This is a genomic window from Allobosea lathyri (genome assembly GCF_900108245.1).
GTDB classification, from domain to species: domain Bacteria; phylum Pseudomonadota; class Alphaproteobacteria; order Rhizobiales; family Beijerinckiaceae; genus Allobosea; species Allobosea lathyri.
In genome coordinates, this window is record NZ_FNUY01000003.1 from 250073 (window position 1) to 272729 (window position 22657).

The 22657-nt window shown below is 65.5% G+C and carries 17 protein-coding genes; 7 read left to right on the forward strand and 10 right to left on the reverse strand.

From position 1 onward, the window contains the following. The first annotated feature begins 253 nt into the window (after positions 1-253). Positions 254-1081 carry an alpha/beta fold hydrolase gene (locus C4S73_RS08735; protein ID WP_103872100.1) on the forward strand — a complete coding sequence of 276 codons (828 nt, stop codon included), beginning with the start codon at positions 254-256 and terminating at the stop codon, positions 1079-1081. Between the two features lie 89 nt (positions 1082-1170). Here C4S73_RS08735 and C4S73_RS08740 read toward each other — a convergent pair whose 3' ends face one another. Then, positions 1171-2487, reverse strand: coding sequence for an MFS transporter (locus C4S73_RS08740; RefSeq protein WP_103872101.1), 1317 nt, complete (start codon positions 2485-2487; stop codon positions 1171-1173). Between the two features lie 49 nt (positions 2488-2536). Next, the gene (locus C4S73_RS08745; protein ID WP_103872426.1) at positions 2537-2935 is read right to left on the reverse strand and encodes a MarR family winged helix-turn-helix transcriptional regulator; all 399 of its coding nucleotides are present in this window, start codon (positions 2933-2935) and stop codon (positions 2537-2539) included. Positions 2936-3088: 153 nt separating this feature from the next. Between C4S73_RS08745 and C4S73_RS08750 the strand changes: the two genes are divergently transcribed. Next, on the forward strand, positions 3089-3592 hold the full coding sequence (locus C4S73_RS08750; protein WP_103872102.1) for an MgtC/SapB family protein: 504 nt from the start codon (positions 3089-3091) through the stop codon (positions 3590-3592). 102 nt (positions 3593-3694) lie between these two features. Further along, a complete protein-coding gene (locus C4S73_RS08755) occupies positions 3695-3946 on the forward strand; it encodes a hypothetical protein (protein ID WP_103872103.1) in 252 nt (83 codons plus the stop codon). A 17-nt stretch (positions 3947-3963) separates the two neighbouring features. On the opposite strand, the gene C4S73_RS08760 is transcribed toward C4S73_RS08755, so the two are convergent. From C4S73_RS08760 to C4S73_RS08775, 4 genes are all read right to left on the reverse strand, one after another. Beyond that, positions 3964-5352 carry a M20 family metallopeptidase gene (locus C4S73_RS08760; RefSeq protein ID WP_103872104.1) on the reverse strand — a complete coding sequence of 463 codons (1389 nt, stop codon included), beginning with the start codon at positions 5350-5352 and terminating at the stop codon, positions 3964-3966. A gap of 103 nt (positions 5353-5455) precedes the next feature. After that, a complete protein-coding gene (locus C4S73_RS08765) occupies positions 5456-6352 on the reverse strand; it encodes an ABC transporter permease (RefSeq protein ID WP_103872105.1) in 897 nt (298 codons plus the stop codon). Positions 6353-6370: 18 nt separating this feature from the next. Then, positions 6371-7288: an ABC transporter permease gene (locus C4S73_RS08770; protein ID WP_103872106.1), complete on the reverse strand. Its 918-nt coding sequence runs from the start codon at positions 7286-7288 to the stop codon at positions 6371-6373. A gap of 160 nt (positions 7289-7448) precedes the next feature. Next, complete coding sequence (locus tag C4S73_RS08775; protein WP_103872107.1) at positions 7449-8975, reverse strand: ABC transporter substrate-binding protein; 1527 nt, start codon at positions 8973-8975, stop codon at positions 7449-7451. Positions 8976-9124: 149 nt separating this feature from the next. On the opposite strand from C4S73_RS08775, the gene C4S73_RS08780 reads away from it, so the two are divergent. Both C4S73_RS08780 and C4S73_RS08785 read left to right on the forward strand, forming a co-directional pair. Beyond that, a complete protein-coding gene (locus C4S73_RS08780) occupies positions 9125-10093 on the forward strand; it encodes a LysR family transcriptional regulator (protein ID WP_160115702.1) in 969 nt (322 codons plus the stop codon). Then, on the forward strand, positions 10090-11547 hold the full coding sequence (locus tag C4S73_RS08785; RefSeq protein WP_244595513.1) for an SNF2-related protein: 1458 nt from the start codon (positions 10090-10092) through the stop codon (positions 11545-11547). Before C4S73_RS08780 ends, C4S73_RS08785 begins: the two co-directional genes overlap by 4 nt. A gap of 162 nt (positions 11548-11709) precedes the next feature. Here C4S73_RS08785 and malQ read toward each other — a convergent pair whose 3' ends face one another. Both malQ and glgB read right to left on the reverse strand, forming a co-directional pair. Beyond that, positions 11710-13770, reverse strand: coding sequence for a 4-alpha-glucanotransferase (gene malQ, locus C4S73_RS08790; protein WP_103872109.1), 2061 nt, complete (start codon positions 13768-13770; stop codon positions 11710-11712). Between the two features lie 41 nt (positions 13771-13811). Further along, on the reverse strand, positions 13812-16025 hold the full coding sequence (gene glgB, locus C4S73_RS08795; RefSeq protein ID WP_103872110.1) for a 1,4-alpha-glucan branching protein GlgB: 2214 nt from the start codon (positions 16023-16025) through the stop codon (positions 13812-13814). Positions 16026-16210: 185 nt separating this feature from the next. Here glgB and C4S73_RS08800 point away from each other — a divergent pair, with 185 nt between their 5' ends. Further along, the gene (locus C4S73_RS08800; RefSeq protein WP_103872111.1) at positions 16211-16477 is read left to right on the forward strand and encodes a DUF2934 domain-containing protein; all 267 of its coding nucleotides are present in this window, start codon (positions 16211-16213) and stop codon (positions 16475-16477) included. A gap of 199 nt (positions 16478-16676) precedes the next feature. Here C4S73_RS08800 and glgA read toward each other — a convergent pair whose 3' ends face one another. Beyond that, positions 16677-18206: a glycogen synthase GlgA gene (gene glgA, locus C4S73_RS08805; RefSeq protein ID WP_103872428.1), complete on the reverse strand. Its 1530-nt coding sequence runs from the start codon at positions 18204-18206 to the stop codon at positions 16677-16679. A 225-nt stretch (positions 18207-18431) separates the two neighbouring features. Here glgA and glgX (C4S73_RS08810) point away from each other — a divergent pair, with 225 nt between their 5' ends. After that, complete coding sequence (gene glgX, locus C4S73_RS08810; RefSeq protein WP_103872112.1) at positions 18432-20519, forward strand: glycogen debranching protein GlgX; 2088 nt, start codon at positions 18432-18434, stop codon at positions 20517-20519. Between the two features lie 142 nt (positions 20520-20661). On the opposite strand, the gene glgX (C4S73_RS08815) is transcribed toward glgX (C4S73_RS08810), so the two are convergent. Continuing rightward, the gene (gene glgX / locus C4S73_RS08815; RefSeq protein WP_160115703.1) at positions 20662-22650 is read right to left on the reverse strand and encodes a glycogen debranching protein GlgX; all 1989 of its coding nucleotides are present in this window, start codon (positions 22648-22650) and stop codon (positions 20662-20664) included. Positions 22651-22657: the final 7 nt, after the last annotated feature.

A 22657-nucleotide genomic window follows, 5' to 3' on the forward strand; every position in this document is an offset into this window, starting at 1 on the left:
AACTCAAGCCTTCGCTTGCTGCAATGCTGGCCGGAGGTGCCTGAATTTTCGGCCGATGCGTTTGCTTTGCCTACGCCGTCAGTTGCCGGCTGTGCTTGGAGGGCAGGTGCTCGGGTGATCGATGGCGGGCGGGCTCGGACCAGACCGATTTGACGAGCGGCGCCATGCGACCGGCGATATTGTCAGTCGTCGCCACGCGTCCATTCATTGGACCGGTCGTCGCCGCTGAACCATTCAACACGGAGACAGAAGCATGAGCAACGGCACCATCAAGACCAAGGACGGCACACACATCTTCTACCGGGACTGGGGCACCGGCCAACCGATCCTGTTCTCCCATGGCTGGCCGCTCAGCTCGGAAGCCTGGAATCCGCAGATGCTGTTCTTCGCGGAGAAGGGCTATCGCGTCATCGCTCATGACCGGCGTGGACATGGTCGTTCCGACCAGCCCTGGGACGGCAACAACATGGACCAGTATGCCGATGACCTGGCCGAGCTGATCGAGAAGCTCGACCTCAAGAACCTCGTCATGGTCGGCCACTCCACCGGCGGTGGCGAGGTCGTTCACTATATCGGCCGTCACGGCACCGGTCGTGTCGCGAAGGTGGTGCTTGTCGGCGCCGTTCCGCCGCTGATGCTGAAGACAGCTGCCAATCCCGAGGGCACGCCGATCGAGGTCTTTGACGGCATCCGCAAGGGTACGGCGGGCGATCGGTCGCAGTTCTTCAAGGACCTGACGATGCCGTTCTACGGTTTCAACAAACCGGGCGCGAAAATCAGCGAGGGCCTGCGCGAGTCGTTCTGGCTGCAGGGCATGGCCGGCAGCGTGAAGGGCCATTACGACTGCATCCACGAGTTCTCCGAGGTCGATTACACCGAGGATCTGAAGAAGATCGACAAGCCGACGCTCGTCATCCATGGCGATGCCGACCAGATCGTGCCGATCGCGGCCGCGGGGCTGAAAAGCGCCAAGATCGTGAAGGGAGCGACGCTGAAGGTGTATCCCGGAGCGCCCCATGGGCTCGCCGAGACCGACGCCGACACCTTCAACGCCGATGTGCTCGCTTTCATCAAGGGCTAATGCGTCGCGAGCAGAGGGCGCGCGACGGCCGCGTCCTCTGTCTTCCGTTACGGTGCTGTTGCCGGTTGCGAACGCCGGCGGCAGTGCTGTCAGGCCGGTTGCACCTTCTGCTGGGCCATGCCGGTGCCGCGCAGGGTCGTCACGAAGGCCGCCGCGAAGAGGCATAGCGCGCCGGCAATGAAGAAGGCGGGCAGGTAGCTCTCGTAGACGGTCCTGCTGAAACCGGCGCCATAGGCCGCGAAGGCCGCTCCGAGCTGATGGCCGGCGAAGATCCAGCCGAAGACCAGATTGGTCTTTTCGCCGAACTTGTCGGCCGCGATCTTGATGGTCGGGGGCACCGTCGCGACCCAGTCCAGGCCGTAGAACATGGCGAAGAGCGAGAGACCGTAGAAGGAGAAGTCGGTGAAGGGGAGATAAAGCAGCGAGAGCCCGCGCAGGCCGTAATACCAGAACAGCAGCCAGCGGCTGTCGAAACGGTCGGACAGCCAGCCGGAGCCGACTGTGCCCGCGAAGTCGAAGATGCCGATCATTGCGAGCACGCCGGCTGCCGTCGTCGCGGCCATGCCGAAGTCGCCGCAGAGCGAAACGAAATGGGTCTGGACGAGGCCGTTGGTGCTGGCGCCGCAGATGAAGAAGGTGCCGAACAGGACCCAGAATGTGTGCGTGCGCGAGGCCTCCCGCAGGGCCACCAGCGGCGACATCAGCATCGCGCCGAAACCGCCTGCCGGGGGAGGGGCGGGAGCAAGGCTGTCGGAGCCGAAGGGCGCAAGGCCGATGTCGGACGGGCGGTCGCGCATCAAGGCGAGCACCGCCAGCGTCGCGACGACCAGCATGGCGAGCACGAGGACGAGCGCACTGCGCCATCCGACGCTTTCGGTCAGGCTCGCCAGCAGCGGCAGGAAGACGAGCTGCCCAGTCGCCGTGCTCGCGGTCAGGAGGCCGACCACGAGGCCGCGCCTGGCCTGGAACCAGCGCGTTGCGACGGTCGCGCCGAGCACCATCGCCGTGAGACCGGTGCCCAGCCCCACGACGATGCCCCAGAGCATGACGAGGTGCCAGAGCTTGGTCATGAAGAACGAGCCCAGAATGCCGGACGCGATCAGCGTCAGGGCGACGCTCACGACCGGGCGAACCCCGAACCGGTTCATGAACGCTGCCGCAAACGGCCCCATCAGCCCGAAGAGCAGAAGGCGGACGGCCAGGGCCGAGGAGATGTCGGCGGTGGCCCAGCCGAATTCACGCTGCAACGGCCCGATCAGTACGCCGGGCGCCCCGACAGCTCCGGCGGTCACCAGCATGGTGAGGAAGGTGACGGCCGCGACGACCCAGCCATAATGCAGGCCGCGCCGCGCCATTGCCGCTGCAATGGCGGTGGATAATCCAGAAGGGCGAGCGGTTGCAGACATCACGATCTCCAGATTGCGGGTAGATACCCGCATATGCGAAACAAAATAGTCAGAGTGCGTCCAATTCGGCGCGTAACTTTTGAGCCCGCTCTGTTCCCAGCCGAGCCTCGAAGGCTGCCTGAGCAGCCTCCCATAGCGGGATGCCCTCGGTGATAGCAGCGCGCCCCGCCTCGGTCAGCGTGACCATGGCTTCGCGCTGATCCTTGCCGCGACCCAGCGCGACGAGATTCATGCGTTCGAGAACGCGGACATTGCGGCCGATCGTCGAACGGTCGAGTTCCGTCACGCGGCTGAGTTCGGTCAATTTCACCGGCGCGGCACGGCTGATCGACCGCAACAGGCTGAACTGCGCAGTGTTGATGCCGATGGGCGCCAGAGCCGCGTCGAAGCTCTCTGCGACTCTTCGAGCCGCGCGTCGCAATGTCGTGCAAAAACAGACTATAGCCATATCGCGGGTATATGCCCGCATATGGGTAATGGCAAGAGCGGGCTGGCTTCGGGCGACTTTTCCGCGGGCCGTGCTAATTCTTCCGGGAGGTGAGGACCTTGCCGAGCCGCAACGGCAGAGCGTCTTGCCGTGGTACTGCCGGGAGTGCTGGTTTTGGATGAACTGAATCTGCTTCTCAGGTTGCTGGCCGGTACGGCAGCGGGTGTCGCTGTCGGCTGGGAGCGCACGCTGAAGCATAAGAGCGCGGGAATCCGCACCTTCGGCCTCGTGGGACTGGGAACTGCAGCGGCGGCCGCGATCTTTGCAGGCAACGGGCATATCGATGCAGCCAGCCGCGTCGTTCAGGGCGTATTGACCGGCGTCGGCTTCCTCGGTGCCGGCGTCATCATCCGGCGCGACGGCGATCCCAATCCGCATGGTCTCACGACGGCAGCGGCGATATGGGTGACGGCTGCGCTGGGATGTGCGGCGGGGCTGGGCCAGTGGTGGATCGTGCTGGCGGCGACTGTTATCTCGCTTCTGCTGCTTTACATCGACCATACGGTCGAAGAGTTCATACAGCGTCGCCATGAAGGCGATCGCGGCCAGGTTCCGGCCGGGCGCGAAACTTCGCCCAAGGACGATCCGGGCGATCCGGGCGATCCTGCCGACTCGTGATCGGGGAAAGCAGCGCGCGGGCGCTCAGCTCGCGTGGATTTTGAAGGGCGTTCCGCGAACCTTCCCGCTTGCCCCGCGTTGGACGAAGCAGGAGGACCCCTTATGGCCGTCACTATGCATGCTCAGAGCGACCCTGGGTCGCCGGCAATTCCCAATCCGCCGCCGGAAGCGCCGCCTTTGACGCCGACCGAGGTGCCGCCGGCTCCGCCGGTCGAGTCGCCGCCCGACGAGGCGCCGCAGGGTATTCCTACCGAACCGCCGCCGGAATTGCCGCCCAACGCACCGCCGGAGGCTCCTCCGGCGACGCCTGTCGATCTGCCGCCGGCGCGCGATCCGCGCCAGCCACAGGAGTAGGTTTCAGAGCCCGATGCTCAGAGCGGCGGTGTATTGCCGTCGCCGAGGTCCCAATAAAGACCTGCCATCATCGCCAGCCCCTCGCGGGCAATCGCTACGGGCAGGTGCTCGTCGGGCGCGTGCTGCGAGCAGCCGGGATAAGAGTGCGGCACCCAGATCGTGCGCATGCCGACGATCTCCGAGAAGATGTCGTTGGGCAGCCCGCCGCCGAGATTGGGCAGCAGCGCCGGCTTCTTGTTGGTGCTTTTCGCGACGGACGCGAGCGCCCAGTGCACCCAGGCATCATCGGGGTCGAGGCGGGTGGCGTTGAAGACGGCATCGCGCGCCTTGGTGACCTCGACCATGTCGAAGCCATGGCGCTTGAGATGGCGCTGCAGTGCGGGGATGACATCCTCGGGATCGATGCCGACGACGAAGCGAAGCGCGCAGCGGGCCCAGGCGCTGGGCGGCACCGCGTTGACCGGGGTTTCCGGAACGCCGGACTTCATCGCCAGCACGTCGAAAGAGCACCAGCCAAAAACCTGCTCGGCCGGCGACAGGCCGGGCTCGCCCCATTCGGGATCGATCGCCGGGCCATCGGGGCCGCCATCGATCTCGCAATCGGCCAGCGCCTTGCGCACGGGCTCCGGCAGCTCCTTGGGCACCCATTCATGGATGCGGATCTGGCCGGTCGGCGAGGTGATCGAGGCGATGGCGTGAGCAAGCTGGATTGCGGGATCGGAGAGGATGCCGCCCCAGTTGCCGGAATGGTGGCCGCCCTCGCGGGCGTTGATCGTGAGATCGAAGGTCACGCCGCCGCGAGCGCCGAGGAAGAGGGTCGGGCGCTCGGCATTGAGGCGCGGCCCGTCCGAGGCAATGAGCACGTCCGATTTGAACAGCTCCTTTTGCTCGGTGCAGAGCTCGCGCAGGCCCGGCGAGCCGCATTCCTCGCCCATCTCGATCAGGTATTTGGCGTTGAAGCCGAGCTTGCCGCGCGTCTCGAGCACGGCACGCAGCGCATTGAGGTTGATGACGTGCTGGCCCTTGTTGTCGACGACGCCGCGGCCGTACCAGCGGTCGCCGCGCTCGGTCAGCGTCCAGGGCGAGAGGCCCTCGCTCCATTGCGCGTCGAGGCCGCGAATGACGTCGCCATGCCCGTAGCCGAAGATGGTCGGCAGGCTCGGGTCCTCGATGCGCTCGGCGAAGAGGAAGGGGCCCTTGGCGCGCGGATGCGTCAGCGTCTTGCAGGTGAAGCCGAGCTTCTCCAGCAGCGGCCGCATCTCGTTTTCGAGATAATCGGCGAGGACCGGCGCGCGCTCGGGGTTCTGGCTTTCGGTCGGCATGGCGACAAGCCGCGTGAGATCGCTCTTGAAGCTGCCGGAGTCGAAATAGTCTTGCGCATGCGCGATGGCCTGGGCGCGGGTCATGGGCGGTCTCCGTGAGCTATGAGCGAGAGTTATCGCCAGCCCTCATCCTTCGAGACGCCGCTTTCGCGGCTCCTCAGGATGAGGGCTGAGGGTATTTGGAACATCAGATCGATTTGGCGGGCGAGATCGCGTCGCGCAGGCCGTCTCCGGCAAGGTTGATCGCGAAGATCAGCAGAGCCAGCGCCGAGCCGGGCAAAGCGATGAGCCAGAACGAGAAGAACATGTAGGCCTTCGCTTCCGAGATCATCAGCCCCCAGGACGGCAGCGGCGGCTGCACGCCGAGCCCGAGGAAGGACAGTGCGGCTTCGAGCAGGATGGCGCTTGCGGCTTCCAGCGTCGCGACGACGATGAGCTGGGGCGCGACGTTGGGCAGGACTTCCTTCAGGATGATGCGCAGGGTCGAGGCGCCGGAGGCCTGGGCAGCTGCGATGTAGTCGAGCGAGCGCACCTGCTGGGTCGCGCTGCGCATCACCACCGCGAAACGATCCCATTTCAAAAGGCCGAGCACGAGGATGACGACCCAGAGCGACGAGCCGATGATCGCGACCACCGCGAGCGCCACGAGGATGACCGGCATGGCCAGACGCGTCGTCACCATGAAGGTGACGGCGAGGTCGATGCGGCCGCCGAAATAGCCCGCGAGCAGGCCCATGGTCGCGCCGATCAGGCCGGACAGGATGACCACGCTGATGCCGATCAGCAGCGAGATCCGCGCCCCGTAGAGCAGCCGCGAGAGATAGTCGCGCCCGAGCGGATCGGTGCCCAGCGGATGGGCCCAGTTGCCCTTCTCGTACCAGAAGGGCGGGACGTTGCGTGCCGTCAGGTTCTGCAGATAGGGGTCGTGCGGCGCCAGCAGCGGCGCGAGCACCGCCATGGCGATGAAAACCGCGAGCAAGCCGAGGCCGATCAGCAGCGTCGTCTGCGACAGCAGGCGTTTCAGCGGCGTGCGGCCAGGTGGGACGGAGCCGGCGGGCAGGGTGAGGGGGGCGACGTCGCTCATGATTGGAAATCCTGCATCCTAGGACACCCGAATGCGGGGATCGAGCCAGGCATTGGCGATGTCGGCGAGCAGCGTCAGCAGGACATAGACGCCCGCGAGCAGCATCACGACCATCTGCATGACCGGGAAATCCTTGTAGGTGATGCTCTGATAGGCGAGGTAGCCCAGCCCATCGAGCGCGAAGATCGACTCGATCACCACCGAGCCGCCGAGCAGGAAGCCGAGCTGCACCGCCGTCAGCGCGACGACCGGCACAAGCGCGTTGCGCAGCGCATGGGTCACCACGACCTTGCGTGGCGACAGGCCCTTGGCACGGGCGGTGCGGATATAATCGGCCGAGAGAACCTCGATCATGCCGGCGCGGATCAGCCGCATGAAGGCGGGTGCCGCGTAGTATCCGAGCGCGATCGTCGGCATGACGAAATGCTGCCAGGTTTGCGAGCCGGAAACCGGCAGCCAGCGCAGCGTGATCGAAAACAGCATCACCAGGCACAGCGCGAAGAAGAAGTTCGGCAGCGCCTGGCCGACGACTGCGATCGCCAAGGCCAGCCGGTCGACCCAGCTATTGGCATAGACGGCAGCGAGGATGCCCAGCGGGATCGAGATCGCCAGCGCGAAGCCGAGCGAGGCGACGCCGAGGATCAGCGTGGTCGGGATCTTGGAGAAGACGAGGGCTGCGACATCGGTCTTGAAATAGATCGAGGTGCCGAAATCGCCCTGCATCGTCCGCCAGAGCCAGTCGAGATACTGGATGAGGATCGGCCGGTTCAGCCCATAGGTTTCGCGGATCAGGTCGATATCGGCCTGCTGCGCGCCTTCGCCGGCAATCGCCACCGCCACGTCGCCGGAGAGGCGCAGCAGCAGGAAGGCGATAGCCGAGACGGTGAGCGCGACAAGGACCGCCAGGCCAAGGCGTTTGAGGATGAAACCGATCAAGGTGTGGGTCTCTGAGCTTCGATGAATGTTATTGACAGGAAGCGGCTGCGCTCATTCGTCATTGCGAGGAGCGCAGCGACGAAGCAATCCAGGGCGCGGAGCGAGACCACTGGATTGCTTCGCGATGCTCGCAATGACGGTTACCGCGAGCGAGGCGGGTTTACTTCCAGGTCATTTCCCAGAAGCGCACGAGCTCGTCGGGATAGGCCTTGAAGGTCAGATCCTTGCTGCCGACGTAGTAGGTCGGGAGCGAGTAGAGCGGCACGGCATAGGCCTTGTCGGCGATGATCTTGAGCGCTTCCTTGTAGGCCTGCTTGCGGACCTCGGGGGCGACGGAGTTGTTGCCCTTGTTCAGGAGGTCGCGAACTGTGGCGTCCCGGGTGATGTCCTCGCTGCGGAAGGCGAAGTAATTCGGCGTGTTGGCCGAGACGTCATTGACCGAGAACGAGCCCCAGGTCTGGTGCGTCAGGTTGGCCTTGCCGGAGCTGATGACCTCGCGCATCGCCGCATATTGCAGGAAGCGCAGGTTGGTCTTGATGCCGACGGCCTGGAGATAGCCGATCAGCGCCTCGGTCTGGTTGCGCTCGCGATAGGCGACGATGTCGAGGGTCAGGTCCTTGACGCCGGCCTCGGCGAGCAGCGCCTTGGCCTTGGCGGGATCATAGGCGTAGCGCGCCGCGCCCTCGTCGGTGCAGCCGAACTGCGACGGGAAGCAGATCGTGTTGATAACGCGCGAGCCTTCGCCGACGATGTTCTTGACCATGGCTTCGCGGTCGATGGCGTGGTTGATCGCCTTGCGGACGCGCTCGTCCTTCAGGGCCGGGGCCGGCGAGTTCTCGAGCGCATTGATCTGCATGAAGACGATGCGCATCGTCTCGCCCGAGACGACCTGCAGGTTCGGCATGGTCTTGAGCTGGTCAGCCTGGTCCTTGGGCACGCTCATGATCAGATCGGCGCCCCCCGACAGCACCTCGGCCATCTGGGTCTGGCGGTCGGGGATGAAACGGATCTCGATCTTGCCGATCTTGGCCTGTGGCTTGGGCGAATTCTTGAAGTAGTCCTTGTTGACCTCGAGCGTGATCGACTTGCCCGGAACGTAGTTCGTCACCTTGTAGGGGCCGGAGCCGACAGGCTTGTCGTTCTGGCCCTTGGGGCCGACCTTCTCGTAATATTCGTTGGGATGGATCACCACCGGGCCGGCGAGATATTCGATCGCGGCGGGGAAGATTTCCTTGGTGGTCAGGCGGACGGTGTATTTTCCGACCTTCTCGGCCTTTTCGATCCAGTTGACGTTGCCCTGGGTGACGACCTTGTTCTCGGGCTTGGCGACGAAGTTCAGCGTGTAGACGACGTCGTCGGCGTCGAACTCCTCGCCATTGTGGAATTTAACGCCTTCGCGCAGCTCGAACTCGATCGTCTTGTCGTCGATCTGTTTCCAGCTCTTGGCGAGCTGGCCCTTGTACTCGTTGGTGGTGGGGTCGCGGTAGACCAGCGTGTCCCAGACATTGGCGCCGATGATCACGCCGATGCGGACGTTGTTGAAGAACGGATCGACGTTTTCAGGCGCCTGGTCATAGGCGAAGCGGACGGTGTTGGCCGCCTTCTGGGCCAGCGCCGGGCCGGACACCGTCGCCGCAAGCGCGGTCGAGGCCAGCATCAGCGCGAAAGCCTTGGATACGAGTTTCATTCTTTTTCCCCTCGAAGCGGCCCGCGGCGATGCCGTCGTTACCGCGCCTTTGTGCGGCCGCAAATCTGCCGAAGGATCGCACTTGCCGCCATAAGAATGAATCGAACGGATCGTTGCCGATCCGGCAAAGGAGCGCTACAGGCGTTCCCATGCAATCATCGGCCCTGCGATATTTTCTCGAAGTGGCGCGGACCGGCTCCGTCAGTGCGGCCGCCCAGCGCCTGCGCGTGGCGGCGTCGGCCGTCAGCCGGCAGGTCTCCAATCTCGAGAAGGAACTCGACGCGGTGCTGTTCGAGCGGCGCGCGCGGGGCATGATCATGACCCAGGCGGGGCTGACGCTGGCGGCTTATGCACAACGTCTGGCGCTGGAGAACGAGCAGATCGTCAGCGAGATCCGCGAACTCAGCAGCGCCGGCAAGGGCTTGATTCGGCTGGGAATCACCGAGGGTTTCGCGGTGAGTTTCATCCCCGAGACGATCCATGCCTTCCGCAAGACGCATCCGGAGGTCGCCTTCGACGTCAAGGTGATGTCGCCGCCGGTGGTGACCGAGCAGGTCCGGATGGGCTCGGTCGATATCGGCGCGACCTTCGTGCTGTCTTCGGAGCGGGGCATCACGACCCATTGGCAGCGTGCGGTGCCGACCTATGCGTTCGTGGCTCCGGGCCATCCGCTACTGGCGCGGGCGCCGGTCAGGATCGAGGAGATATTCGCCTATCCGCTGGCCATGCTCGACGGCGAGGCGACCGTGCGAAAGATCATGGATATCCACTGCTCCGGGCGCGGTTTGACGCTCGACCCCGTGCTGACCTCGACCAACATCACCAGCGTGCTGCATTTCTGCCGGCTGGGCGGGGCCGTGACCTTTGCCAGCAGCATCACGTTTGGCGCCTCGATGCGCGACGGTTCGATCGTCGCACTGCCGCTCAGGGACAGCGAGATGCCATCGCGCAGCCTGCAGCTCCAGACGATGTCGGGGCGGGTGTTGCCGCGGCTGGTGACGAACTTTCTGGCGCTCCTGACGCGCGAGCTGGAGAACACCGAGACGAGCGCGGCGCTGACCTTGCAAGCGGCCGAGCTTGCCGGCCCCGCAGCGGCCGTGGCAACGCAGACGGCATGAACTCGATCCCGCTCATGAATTCGATCCCGATGAATCAAGGCGACGGCTCTGTCCTGATGGTGCCTCACGCCCACCAGCTGGTAGCGCGTGACGCCATCCTTTCTGCCCGGGCGAAGGGCGCGCCGGGCTTTCTGCTCGGCGATCTGACGGGGCTCGGCAAGACGCTCTCGGCCTGGCTCGCCCTCTCGGCGATGCCGGAAGCGGAAATCCTGGTGATCTGCCCGAAGGGTGCGATACCGCAATGGCGCCGCACCATGGCGCTGTCGGGCCTGCCTGCGAAGCGCGTGACGCTGATGAATTTCGAACGGACGAAGTCGCTGCTGGCGGCTCCTGCCGACAGCAAGAAGCGTTCGGTGCGCGCCAAGAACAACGAACTCGCCAAGCACGGCACGCCCAAGCGCATCTGGCCGCTGGTGGTGATCGACGAGGCGCACCGCATCCGCAACCCCAACTCGCAGCAGGGCATGGTCTGCCGACAGATGGCGGCGGCTGCGAATTTCGCGATCTATATGAGCGCCACGGCCGGCCAGTCGCCGCATGAGCTGTCCTATCTCGGCACGCTGCTGGCGCGGGCCGCAGGCGCTCCGACCGAAGATCTCGACGGATTTCGCGTGCTGATGAAGCGGCTGAAGATCGGCCGCGCCAAAGGCCGCTGGAAGAACTGGAGTTGGGATCCCAACGAAACCGACCGCAAGGTGATGGCCGATCTGCTTTATCGCGGCGCCAACGCCATCGGCTTGCGCAGGCGGCCCGAGGAGATCGCGGGCTGGCCCGAGGTGCAGCGCGAACTTGCGCCGGTCGCGCTCGATGCAGCCGCACGCAAGCTCTACGATGCGACCTGGCGCGAGTTCCGGCGAGAGCTGGGACTGGCGGGGGGCTCGACGCGCAAGCCGCAGGGCTGGGCCGCCGATCTGCGCTTCCGGCAGAAGGCGAGCCTGTTACGGATTCCCGGCACGGTCGATTTCTGCGACGACCTGTTGGGCAATGACGAGCAGGTCGCGGTCTCCGTCGCTTTCCTGGAGACCAGCGCCATGCTGGCGGATGCCTTGCGTGGGCGCGGCTGGCGCGTCGCCGAGATCAATGGCGAGCGCTCCGGAGTGGTCAATGAGCAGACGCGGCTGGTTTTCCAGACCGGTGGGCTCGATGCCGTGATTTTCACCGTGACGGAATCGATCTCGCTGCACCGGGGCGAAATGCCGGGCGGCGAGCGCGAGCGGTCTCTGGTCGTCCACGACATGCGCCACAGCGCGATCCAGCTGCAGCAGATCGAGGGGCGCTGCCATCGCGACGGCCAGCATGCGACGATCTTCTACGCCTATGCCGAGGATACGGTCGAGGAGGCGGTCGCCGCGACGGTCATCGCGCGCATGGCCGCTATGGACGGGCTAGCCGGCGACGACACGCAGATGCTGGAGGAGATCGCGGGGATCGTCGAGGGGCGCGCGGCGGCGTGAGGCTAGAGGATCTGTGCCAAACTCCACCGTCATCCTGGACAAGCGGCGAAGCCGCGCCGATCCGGGATCTATCGTAGAGTTTTGCAGCCCTTCGATGGATCCCGGATCTTCGCTTCGCTACGTCCGGGATGACGGCGTGGTTCCGAGCAAGTTCGTCCGGCGCTAGACCTCGCCGCGCGGCGGGCCGAGATGCGCCAATCGCGCCTGCACGGTCTCGTCATCCAGCAAGGCATCCGCATCGCCATCGAGGCGATGCCGCCAGTTCGGCTTCTCCGTCGTGGTGCCGGGAACGTTGGGCTGGGTGCGGATGCCGAGGGCGTCCTCGATCGGAAGAATCTTCAGCGTGCTGGGCGTCTTGGCGATGTAGCGGATGGCGGCGTCGACGACCGGGTCGGTGTCGTCGGGCGCGGGACGCTCGCCCTCGACCAGGCCCGCCTGCTGGAACGCCCCCCAGAGCAGGCCACGATCCCAGGCGCGGATGCCCTCATGGTCGATGCCATCCTGAGACGGTTCGAGATCTGATCCGGCCCACCAGCCGGCGGTCGGGATCAGGTCGTGGGTCGTGGTCAACGCGGCGGCGGCCGGCTCCCATTCCTCGGGGGGGACATAGCCATGATCCGATTTCTCGAAGCGCAGGACGCGCAACCCCGCGACGCCCTGCTCGCGCAGATAATCGCGGAAGCCATAGGGCAGGGTGCCCAGGTCCTCGCCGATGACGATCGCCTTGTGTCGCCAGGATTCGAGCGCGACGAGCCGGAACAGGGTCTCCGAGGGAAAGGTGACATAGGCGCCATCGAGCGCGCTCGCGCCTTCCGGCACCAGCCAGAGCCGGCTCATGCCCATGACATGGTCGATGCGGATGCCGCCGACATAGCGCAGGCTGGCGCGCAGCGTCTCGATGAAGGGGGCGAAGCCGGACGCCGCGAGCCCGCGCGGCGAGAAGGTGGTCAGGGCCCAGTTCTGGCCGTCCGCCGCATAATAGTCAGGCGGCGCGCCGATGCTCAGGCCGCCTAGCACCTCATGCTGGCGGCTCCAGGCATGGCTGCCCGATCCGTCCATGCCGATGGCGAGATCGGCGACGAGCCCGACCTTCATGCCGCTCTCGCGGCAGACGCGTTGGGCCTCGCCATAGGAGCGGCCGGTCAGCCATTGCAGGAAGATCTGATAGGCGATCTCGTCGGCGTGCTCGGCCGCAAAGGCCGCGACTTCGGCGCTTTCGGGATCGCGGTAGGCGGGCTGCCAGTCGTGCCAGTTTTGGGCCGCCGGATCGCGGCGCAATTGGGCCGCATGCAGGGCCTCGAAGACGGAATGCGCCTTCAGCAGCGGCGAAGCCTCGGCCAGATGGCGCTCGAAATCGGCACGCGGCGCGTCCAGAGCGCGGGCGGGATCGCGCAGGGCATCGAACAGCCCGCGCAGGAGCGTGTGACGCAGCGGCGTCGCAGCGAGCCAGTCGACCTGCGGGAGGGCTGAGAGCTTCGCCATATCATCGGCGAGGCTGAGTTTGGCGATCACGTCCTGGATGAGTTCGGCCGGCATCGCGGCAGCCGGATCGGCGTGGAGCGGGTTGTAGAACAGCCTCGTCGAGGGTGAGTAGGGGCTGAACAGTGCCGGGTCCGCGCCATAGAGCGCATGGACCGGGCTGATCGCCAGCGCATCGGCCCCCCGGCTGGCAGCGCTGCGCCCCAGGGCCGCGACACCCGCGAAATTGCCGATGCCGCCATCGCCGTTGCTCCGCAGAGAATAAATCTGCGCTGCCATCCCCCAGCCCGGCGCGCCGCCGTTCAGATCGGCGAAGGTGATGCAGCGTTCGGGGGCGGTCGCGACGGTGAAATCGCCCTGAGTGGTGCGAACGATATGGTAGCCGGGCTCGTCGAAGGCCGGGAGCGTGAGTGCGCCGTCATAGCCGTCTTCCGAGGTGACGACGCGGTGGGCGCCGCCTTCGAGCGTGATCTCCACTGCGGTTCCGCCGGGGGCGGGGAGCGGCAGGCTGACGGGCTGGCCGACCCGCGCCGTGGTAAAATGCGAGGCCGAGGCGAGGCCGCCGGCTTCCATAAGCGAGAGCGAATTGCGCAAGGCCTGGTCGCTGTCGGCGGGAAGGCCGAGCGCGAATAGGATCGCGCGCAGGCTGTCGGGAGAGACGGCGCGCTCGGCGCCGGTCTGGTCCGTCCAATGCGGGGCGATGCCGGCCTTGGTGGCGAGCACGCGCAGGGTTTCGTCGCTCATCGCTTGCTCCGCAGGGCAGGGGGTTGGGATCGAAGCGGCTGCTAAAGGCCAGCTGGATCGTGTTCAAGCACCAGCAGTCCGAGCGGCGGAAGCGTCAGCGAGAGGCTCTGCTTCTGGCCATGGGCCGAAATCGATCCTGTCCGGCACGCGCCGCCATTCCCCAGCCCGGCGCCGCTATACACATCGGCATCGCTGTTCAGGCGCTCACGCCAGAGCCCGGGCCTGACCACGCCGATGCGGTAATCGTGGCGCGGCACCGGTGTCATGTTGGCGATGACGAGAACGTCGGGCGCGCCTGCGCCGCCCGAGCGGCTGAAGGCGAAAACGGAGTTGGCGCTGTCATCGGCGACGATCCAGGCGAAGCCCTCGGGGGCATGGTCCAGCCGATGCAAGGCCGGAGTAGCGCGGTAAAGCGCGTTCAGATCGCGGATCAGATTCATCGCTCCGCGTCTGCGTTCGTCGTCCGGGTGTGGCCAGGGAAAGGGCGCGTCGACACTCCATTCCTCCTCAGCGCCGAACTCGCAGCCCATGAACAGAAGCTTCTTGCCGGGATGCGTCCACATCAGTGCCAGGCAGAGCCGCAGGTTTGCGAAGCGCTGCCAGTCGTCGCCGGGCATGCGCGAGATCAGCGAGCCTTTGCCATGCACCACCTCGTCATGCGAGATCGGCAGCACGAAATTCTCGGAGAAGGCGTAGATCAGCCCGAAAGTGACATCGTCGCCATGATGGCCGCGATGGATCGGATCGCGCGCGAAGAACCGCAGCGTGTCGTGCATCCAGCCCATGTTCCACTTGAAGTGGAAGCCCAGCCCGCCGTGATGCACCGGCGTTGTGACGCCGGGCCATGCGGTCGATTCCTCGGCGATGGTGACCGCGCCTCGGCCGCGGGCGCCGATGAGCGTGTTGAGCTCCTGGAAGAAGCTGACTGCTTCCAGATTCTCGCGCCCGCCATACTGGTTGGGCACCCATTCGCCGGGCAGGCGGCTATAGTCGCGATAGAGCATCGAGGCGACGGCATCGACGCGCAGGCCGTCGAGATGGAAGGTCTCGACCCACCACAGCGCCGAGGCTATCAGGAAGCCGCGCACCTCGCGCCGGCCGACATTGTAGATCAGCGTGTTCCAGTCGCGATGGAAGCCTTCGCGCGGGTCCTCGTGTTCGTAGAGCGCCGTGCCGTCAAAACGGGCGAGCCCGTGTTCGTCTGAGGGAAAATGCGCGGGCACCCAATCGAGGATCACGCCGATGCCCGCTGCATGGCAGCGGTCGACGAAGCGGGCGAAAGCTTCGGGCGGGCCCAGCCGGGCTGTCGGCGCGAACATGGCCAGCGGCTGATAGCCCCACGATCCCCCGAAGGGATGCTCCGTGATCGGCATCAGCTCGACATGGCTGAAGCCCATATGCTGGAGATAAGGGATCAGCCTGTCGACGGCCTCGTCCCAGGAGCCCATCTGGCCCCATTCCGTGCGCAGCCACGAGCCGACATGGACCTCATAGGCCGACATGGGCTCGGTAATGGGATGAGCCTTCGAGCGCGCCTCGATCCAGTCGGCATCCGTCCAGGCGTAGTCGGGCGGCGCCGCGACCACGGAACCCGTGCGCGGCGGCAACTCTGTGCAGCGCGCCAGCGGATCAGCCTTCCAGGGCAGGCGTTCGCCGGAGGCCGCGTCGAGCGCGTATTTATAGACGGCGCCCGGTTTCAGTCCGGGAATGAACAGCTCCCAGATGCCCGGTCCCAATCGCCGGCGCATCGGATGGCGGCGGGTATCCCAGCCGTTGAAATCGCCGACGACCGCGACATGGGACGCGTTCGGCGCCCAGACCGCGAAGAGCACGCCCTCAATACCCTCAAAGCTGCGGATATTGGCGCCAAGGCGTGTCGACAGGTCGAAATGCCGGCCTTCCGCCGCGAGATAGATATCATCGTCGGAAAGCAGCAGGCCGAAGCTGTATGGGTCGGCGGCCTCGGTGATGCCGCCGGGCCAGGCGACCCGGAGGCGGTAGGGCTGCTGAGGCGGGCAGGGCGCCTCATAGAGGCCGTTGCCCTGGCCGATCATCGCGACGGTGCGCCGCTCTTCGCCCTCGCCGGTGACGAGTTCGACATAGTTGGCGCCGGGCAGGAAGGCCCGGACCAGCATGATGTCCTCGACCGGATGCCGGCCCAGAACGGCGAAAGCATCGGGATGGCGGCCTTCTTCGAGCAGCGCGATGTCGCGCGGCGGAAGGCTGGGCAATCTGAGTGGGATCTGGCGCGTCATCGGGTCTGGTTCCAGCGCGAAGACGACTCCACGAAGGCCGCGGAATCATTCATGCTGCAACGCAGCGGAAGGGCTTTGCGTTCCCGCTTCAACATACCGCATGCTTCACGATTTTCTGAGTGGAACCAAGCATTACCGACCTCGTTGTCACAGCGGGCAAACCTAGCGTGAAATGGAGATTGTCGATGAGCCGGGAGCAGATCGTTCGCGATACGGCCTATGCGATCTGGGAAGCAGAGGGCAAGCCTGAAGGACGCGACGCCGAGCATTGGAAGCAGGCCGAGGCGCGCGTTTCGGCCAGCCTGAAAAACGGCGAGCTCAAGACAAACGGTGGCCTCAAGGCCAAGCCGCCTGCCAAGGGCAAGATCACGACCGCGTTGACGAGGGATCCTGCCGCGACGCCGCCGGCCAAGATCGCGGCGACGAAAGCGGGGCCCACGAAGAAGGCCTGAACGCATCCCGGGACATACAGCCTTCATCTTTCGAGACGGCGCTTCGATGGAGTTGCCCTCTCGAAGGATGAAGGCTGCGCCCATTCTGTCTCGCCTTACCTGCACTCGCCTTTACCTGTCGCCCCATGGGCACGCTTCTCGCCGGCTCGCTTGCGCGGGATGTCGGCGAGGCCCGGCCGCACAATTGTTCAGCCAAACCTCATGCCGCCAGCGCCTTGGCGTAGACATCCGCATACCGGTGGGTCGGCCGGCCCCAGTCGAAGCGCTTGGCCATTGCATGCTCGCGCATCTGCACGAAGGCCCGCTTCGAGCGGAAGGCGTCGAGTGCGCGGGTCACGGCCGATGTCAGGCCTGCGCCCGTCAGCGACGAGAACAGGAAGCCCGACAGCCCGTCCTCGATCGTGTCGACGAGGCCGCCCGTGCGATAGGCGATCGGCAGGGCGCCCGAGCGCTGAGCGTACATCTGACTGAGACCGCAAGGTTCGAAACGCGAGGGCATCAGCAGGAAATCGCTGGCGGCAAAGATGCGCCGGGCCTCGCCATCGTCGAAGCCGATGCGGGCGGCGACCGATGCCGGGTGCTGGCGGGCGAGGCGCTCGATCGCATCCTCCAGCCGCGGTTCGCCGCGCCCGGTGACGACGAGCTGGCCACCATTGTCGATGATCGTCTCGGCGGCCTCGATCGAGAGGTCGATGCCCTTCTGGTGAACCAGGCGCGAAATGATCGAGAATAGCGGCCCGCGCGACGCGGGAAGCTCGAAGCTCTTGCGGATATTGGCCGCGTTCTGGCGCTTCCACTGACGGATCATCTGGGCGCCGGTCTTCTCGACGCCTGTGGGCGAAGCCCAGCTGTCATCGATGCCATTGACGATGCCGGTCAGGCGGCCTTCATCCATGCGGGTCTTGAGCAGGCCCTCCAGGCCGCAGCCGTGATCGGCCGTCGTGATCTCGCTCGCATAGGTCTCGCTGACCGTGGTGACATGCGAGCCGTAATAGATGCCGCTCTTCAGGAAGGAGATCTTGCCATGGAATTCGGCGCCGTTGACCGAGAAGGCGAGATCGGGAATGCCAAGCGCGTTCATCCGTGCCGGCTGGTACAGGCCCTGATAGGCGAGATTGTGGATCGTCAGAATCGAGGGCGTTGCCAACCCCTTCCAGCGCAGATAGCCGGCCGCCAGGGCTGATGGCCAATCATTGACGTGGATGATGTCGGGCTTCCAGTTCGGGTCGGCCTCGCCGGCCGCGATCTCGGCAGCAGCCAGCGAAAGCCGGCCGAAGCGGATGTCGTTATCGCCGAAATCGCCGCCTGCGAAGGGGCCATAGGGCGAACCCTCGCGATCGTAGAGTTCGTCGCAGAGCACGGCATAGATCGTCAGCCCGTCGGGCGTGCTGAAGCGGCCGAGCGACCAGGGCGGCAGGCTTGCCGTGCGCGGCATCTGATGGACGATGTCCATGTTCGGCTTGGCCGCCCGCACCTGCCGGAAGCCGGGGATCAGGACGCGCACATCGCAGAAAGCCCGCAACTGCCGGGGCAGCGCGGTCGACACTTCGCCCAGGCCGCCGGCCTTGATGAAGTCGCCCATCTCGGACGTGACAAAGAGCAGTTTTGTCGTGGAGAGCAATGCCGCCGGCTCCGGCGGGCTGTCCTTGACCGCGGCGGCGTATGTCAGGGCATGGCCGGACGTCGAGGAGATGGTGTCCGTCCCGGCCTGCTTCAGCACCTCGACCATCGCCACACCATCCTGACCTGCCTGCGCGATCGAGAACACTTTACAAAGGTTAAGGTTCCATGCTGCGCTGCAAAATAATGATGCAAATTCGGTGCCGCTCGCGTGGAACACGGATGGTGCGGAGACGTTGCAGGCTTCGCGACAGGCTTAAATGAATGATGTGACGGGGGTGTTGCGGCGGTGCGCGCCGCAGCCTCCGCCAGCCTGATTGGCGCAGGGGCTGACATGGCTGACAACACCAAGGCGCGCTTCGATGTCGAGGCCGGCGAAGCGACCGAACTCGGCGCGATTCATGACGGGACAGGCACGAACTTCGCCATCTTCTCAGCGGCGGCTGAGCGTGTCGAACTGTGCCTGTTCGACGAGAGCGGCCAGAGCGAAATCGCTCGCATCACCCTGCCGGAATACACCAACGAGATCTGGCACGGCTATCTGCCGGGAGTGAAGCCGGGGCAGCGCTATGGCTATCGTGTCCACGGCCGCTATGCGCCCGATGAGGGCCATCGCTTCAACCCCAACAAGCTGCTGCTCGATCCCTATGCGAGAGAATATGCCGGCGAGATCGCCTGGAACGACGCTCATTACGGTTATGACGTGAAAGCCGAGGCCGATGAGGATCTGAGCTTCAGCGAGCTCGACAGTGCCGCTTTCATGCCCAAATGCGTCGTCTGCGATTTCGCGGCCGATCCGAAGGCTCCCGCGAAGCCGACGGTACCCTGGGATCGCACGATCTTCTACGAGACGCATGTGCGCGGCTTCACCCAGCTGCACCCGGCCGTTCCCGAGGCGAAGCGCGGCACTTTCGATGGGCTCGGCGAAAAGGCTGTCGTCGACTACATCAAGAGCCTTGGCGTCACCTCGGTCGAGCTCCTGCCGGTTCAGGCCTTTCTCGACGACCACCATCTCGTCGCCAAGGGCCTGCGCAACTATTGGGGCTACAACTCGATCGGCTTCTTTGCGCCGCAGCCGCGCTATGAGGGCAGAGCGGGGCTGGCCTCGTTCCGCGACATGGTCAGGCGCTTCCACGATGCCGGGCTCGAGGTCATCCTCGACGTCGTCTACAACCACACCGCCGAAGGCAACGAGATGGGGCCGACGCTCTCGTTCAAGGGCATCGACAACTTCTCCTATTACCGGACCATGCCCGGCGAGGCGCGGTTTTACGTCAACGATACCGGCACCGGGAATACGGTGAACACCAGCCATCCGCGCGTCCTGCAGATGGTGCTGGATTCGCTGCGCTACTGGGTCGAGGTCATGGAGGTCGACGGCTTCCGCTTCGATCTCGGCACCATTCTCGGGCGCGAGCCAGGAGGCTTCGACCAGCGCGGCGGCTTCTTCGACGCGATGGGGCAGGATCCGGTCCTGCGCAAGGTCAAGCTCATCGGCGAGCCCTGGGACATCGGCCCCGGCGGCTATCAGGTCGGCGGCTTCCCGCCCGGCTGGGCCGAGTGGAACGACAAGTACCGCGACACCACGCGAGCCTATTGGAAGAGCGAGGAGGGCATCATCCGCGACCTCGCGGCGCGCGTGACCGGCTCGGGCGATGTCTACGATCTGCGCGGCCGGCGGCCCTGGTCGAGCGTCAACTTCATCACCGCCCATGACGGCTTCACCCTGAACGACGTGGTCTCCTACAACGAGAAGCACAACGCCGCGAATGGCGAGGACAACAAGGACGGCCACGGCCACAACCTGTCCTTCAATTTCGGGGTCGAGGGGCCCACGGATGATGCCGGCATCATCGCGGCCCGCGAACGGCAGAAGCGCAACCTGCTGGCGACGCTGCTGCTCTCGCATGGCACGCCGATGATCCTGGCTGGCGACGAACTCGGCCATTCGCAGGATGGCAACAACAACGTCTATGCCCAGGACAACGAACTCGCCTGGATCAAATGGGACAAGCTCACCGACCGCGACCGGGCACTGACGCAGTTCGTCCAGCGGGTGACCGCGCTGCGGGCCGAGCATGCGATCTTCCGGCGAGCCTCCTTCCGTGACGGCTGCGTCCTGCGCTGGGTCAATCCGGCCGGCGGCGACCAGCAGGAAGAGCATTGGGACGATGACGGCGTGCGGGCCATCGGACTGCTGATGCACACGCCGGAGGTTGAGCAGGGCGGCGACGAGGCGCTGATTCTTTTCAATGCCTTCGACGGCGAAGTTGTCTTCAAGATTCCGGCACGGGTGAAGAAAGGCGCGTGGTCGGTCGTGCTCGACACCGAGACCGGCCCGGGCTCCGACGAGGGCCGCAAGGGCCTGAAGGCGGAGAGCGAACTGACGCTGTCGCCGAGGTCCCTGATCGTGCTGATGTGAGGTTTGGCTTCACGTCTGGGCCGAGGTCTTGCAGCGATCCGTCATGCTCGCCCTTGTGGCGAGCATCCACGTCTTGAACTCAGGCTCGACCAAAGAAGACGTGGATGGTCGGGACAAGCCCGACCATGACGGGGAGGTTCGACTAGGCGCGGTGATACAGGCTGACGCTGCGTGCGGGCAGCGCCCTCGCATCATCGCAGGCGGCCGAAGACGCAAGCCGCCGCCATTTCTGGTCTTCCGGCAAGGTCAATGATACAGCCTGATGTCCCCGGTTGATCGCGATCAGCATCGTCTCGTCGTCACCGGTCAGGACGAGGCAAAGCGCGTCCAGTCCTTGCCATTCGTGATCGACGATCGGCGTGCCATCTGGTTTGAGCCAGACCGCATCCGGGGGGGTGCCCTTGCCGGTCAGGAAGGTTTCGGCGGTCAGCAGGGGATGCTCCCGGCGCAGGCGGGCAAGCTCCGCAACGAAGCCGATCCGATTCTCCTCGGCATGGTCCCAATCCAGCCAAAACGCTGCATTGTCCTGGGCATAGGCGTTGTTGTTGCCAAACTGAGTCCGGCCGAGTTCGTCGCCCGCCGTCAGCATGGGGATGCCGCGGGACAGGAACAGCGTCGCCAGCAGGGCGCGGATGTCGCGATCGCGTGCAGCCGCAATCGCCGGCTCGTCGCTTGGCCCCTCACGGCCATTGTTCCAGCTATGGCTGTCATTGTCGCCGTCGCGATTGTCCTCGCCATTGGCCTGATTGTGCTTGGCGGCATAGCCCACGAGATCGGCCAGCGTGAAGCCGTCATGGGCGGCGATGAAGTTGATGCTGGCATCGGGGCCGCGATGCCGCGCGCCGAAGAGGTCGGCCGAGCCGGCGAGCCGTGTCGCCAGGCTGCCGGCCATGGCTGCATCGCCACGCCAGAAGCGACGGACATCATCGCGGTAACGTCCGTTCCATTCGGCGAAGGGGGCGGGGAATTCGCCGAGCCGGTAGCCGCCCGGCCCGATATCCCAGGGTTCGGCGATCAGCAGGGCATTGGCGAGGTCGGGGTCCTGGAGGATCGCGGCGAAGAGCGGAGCATCCTGCGAGAAGCCTGTCTCCAGCCGGCCCATCACTGTGCCGAGATCGAAACGGAAGCCGGCGACACCGCAGCCGCGCCAATGCCGCAAGGCGTCGGTGGCCATCCGAACCACCGGTGCGCGGTCGAGCGCCAAGGTGTGACCGCAGCCGGTATCGTTGATCAGCCGTCCGGGATCGTCGCTGGCGTGGCGGTAGTAGACGGCGTTGTCGAGCCCGCGCAGGCTGATCGTCGCGCCATGCTCGTCGCTCTCGGCGGTATGGTTGAGGACGATATCGAGGATGACGCCGATGCCGGCCTCAGCATAGACAGCGCAAAGCTGGCGCAGGTCATGATCCCCGCCGGGCGCAAGGCGCGGGTCGAGCGCGAAGAAATTGACGGGGTTGTAGCCCCAGGCATTGGCGAGGCCGAGCGATGGCAGATGGCGCTCATCCATCCAGGCCGCGATCGGCATCAGCTCGACATGGCTGACCCCGAGCCGCGCGAGATGGTCCAGAACGGGTTTCGCCGTCAGCGCCGCAAGCGTTCCCCGCAGGGGCTCGGCTATGGCCGGGTGGCGCATCGTGAAGGATTTGACGCCAAGTTCGTAGATGAAGCCCGGTTTCGGTTGGCGGCTTAGATGCGGCACCCCGGCCGGCTGTTCGGTGACGATGCTGCGCGGGACCAGCGGGGCGGTGTCTATGCCGGCCGAGGGGGGCGCCGCCAGCGCCGGGTCCCAGCGAAACGGGCGGTCGATACGCCGGGCGTAAGGATCGACCAGCAACTTGGTTGCATCGAAACGGTGGCCGCGCGCCGGCTGGAACGGCCCCTCGACGCGCAGGGCGTAGCGCAGGCCCGGTCCGGCGCCGGGCAACAGCCCGTGGTGAATGTCGCCGCTGCGGCAGGGCAGGGGCAGACGCGCGATCTCGCGCTCACCGGCCTCGTCGAACAGGCACAGATATACCGTGTCGCCATTGCGGGAGAAGACGGCGAAGGCGACGCCGCCGTCCACCAGCGTCGCGCCCATCTGCGCTGGCAGGTCGCAGGGCGCGATCTGCCAGCGGCGCTCAGGCAAGGTGTTCAACGCCTTA

Bases quoted from the DNA above. Each gene is read 5' to 3' on its own strand.
- C4S73_RS08800 (WP_103872111.1), top strand. From the start codon at position 16,211: ATGAGCCGGGAGCAGATCGTTCGCGATACGGCCTATGCGATCTGGGAA.
- malQ (WP_103872109.1), bottom strand. From the start codon at position 13,770: ATGAGCGACGAAACCCTGCGCGTGCTCGCCACCAAGGCCGGCATCGCC.
- glgX (WP_103872112.1), top strand. From the start codon at position 18,432: ATGGCTGACAACACCAAGGCGCGCTTCGATGTCGAGGCCGGCGAAGCG.
- glgB (WP_103872110.1), bottom strand. From the start codon at position 16,025: ATGACGCGCCAGATCCCACTCAGATTGCCCAGCCTTCCGCCGCGCGAC.
- C4S73_RS08745 (WP_103872426.1), bottom strand. From the start codon at position 2,935: ATGGCTATAGTCTGTTTTTGCACGACATTGCGACGCGCGGCTCGAAGA.
- C4S73_RS08785 (WP_244595513.1), top strand. From the start codon at position 10,090: ATGAACTCGATCCCGCTCATGAATTCGATCCCGATGAATCAAGGCGAC.
- C4S73_RS08765 (WP_103872105.1), bottom strand. From the start codon at position 6,352: ATGAGCGACGTCGCCCCCCTCACCCTGCCCGCCGGCTCCGTCCCACCT.
- C4S73_RS08780 (WP_160115702.1), top strand. From the start codon at position 9,125: ATGCAATCATCGGCCCTGCGATATTTTCTCGAAGTGGCGCGGACCGGC.
- C4S73_RS08755 (WP_103872103.1), top strand. From the start codon at position 3,695: ATGGCCGTCACTATGCATGCTCAGAGCGACCCTGGGTCGCCGGCAATT.
- C4S73_RS08740 (WP_103872101.1), bottom strand. From the start codon at position 2,487: ATGTCTGCAACCGCTCGCCCTTCTGGATTATCCACCGCCATTGCAGCG.
- C4S73_RS08775 (WP_103872107.1), bottom strand. From the start codon at position 8,975: ATGAAACTCGTATCCAAGGCTTTCGCGCTGATGCTGGCCTCGACCGCG.
- C4S73_RS08735 (WP_103872100.1), top strand. From the start codon at position 254: ATGAGCAACGGCACCATCAAGACCAAGGACGGCACACACATCTTCTAC.
- C4S73_RS08760 (WP_103872104.1), bottom strand. From the start codon at position 5,352: ATGACCCGCGCCCAGGCCATCGCGCATGCGCAAGACTATTTCGACTCC.
- glgA (WP_103872428.1), bottom strand. From the start codon at position 18,206: ATGGTCGAGGTGCTGAAGCAGGCCGGGACGGACACCATCTCCTCGACG.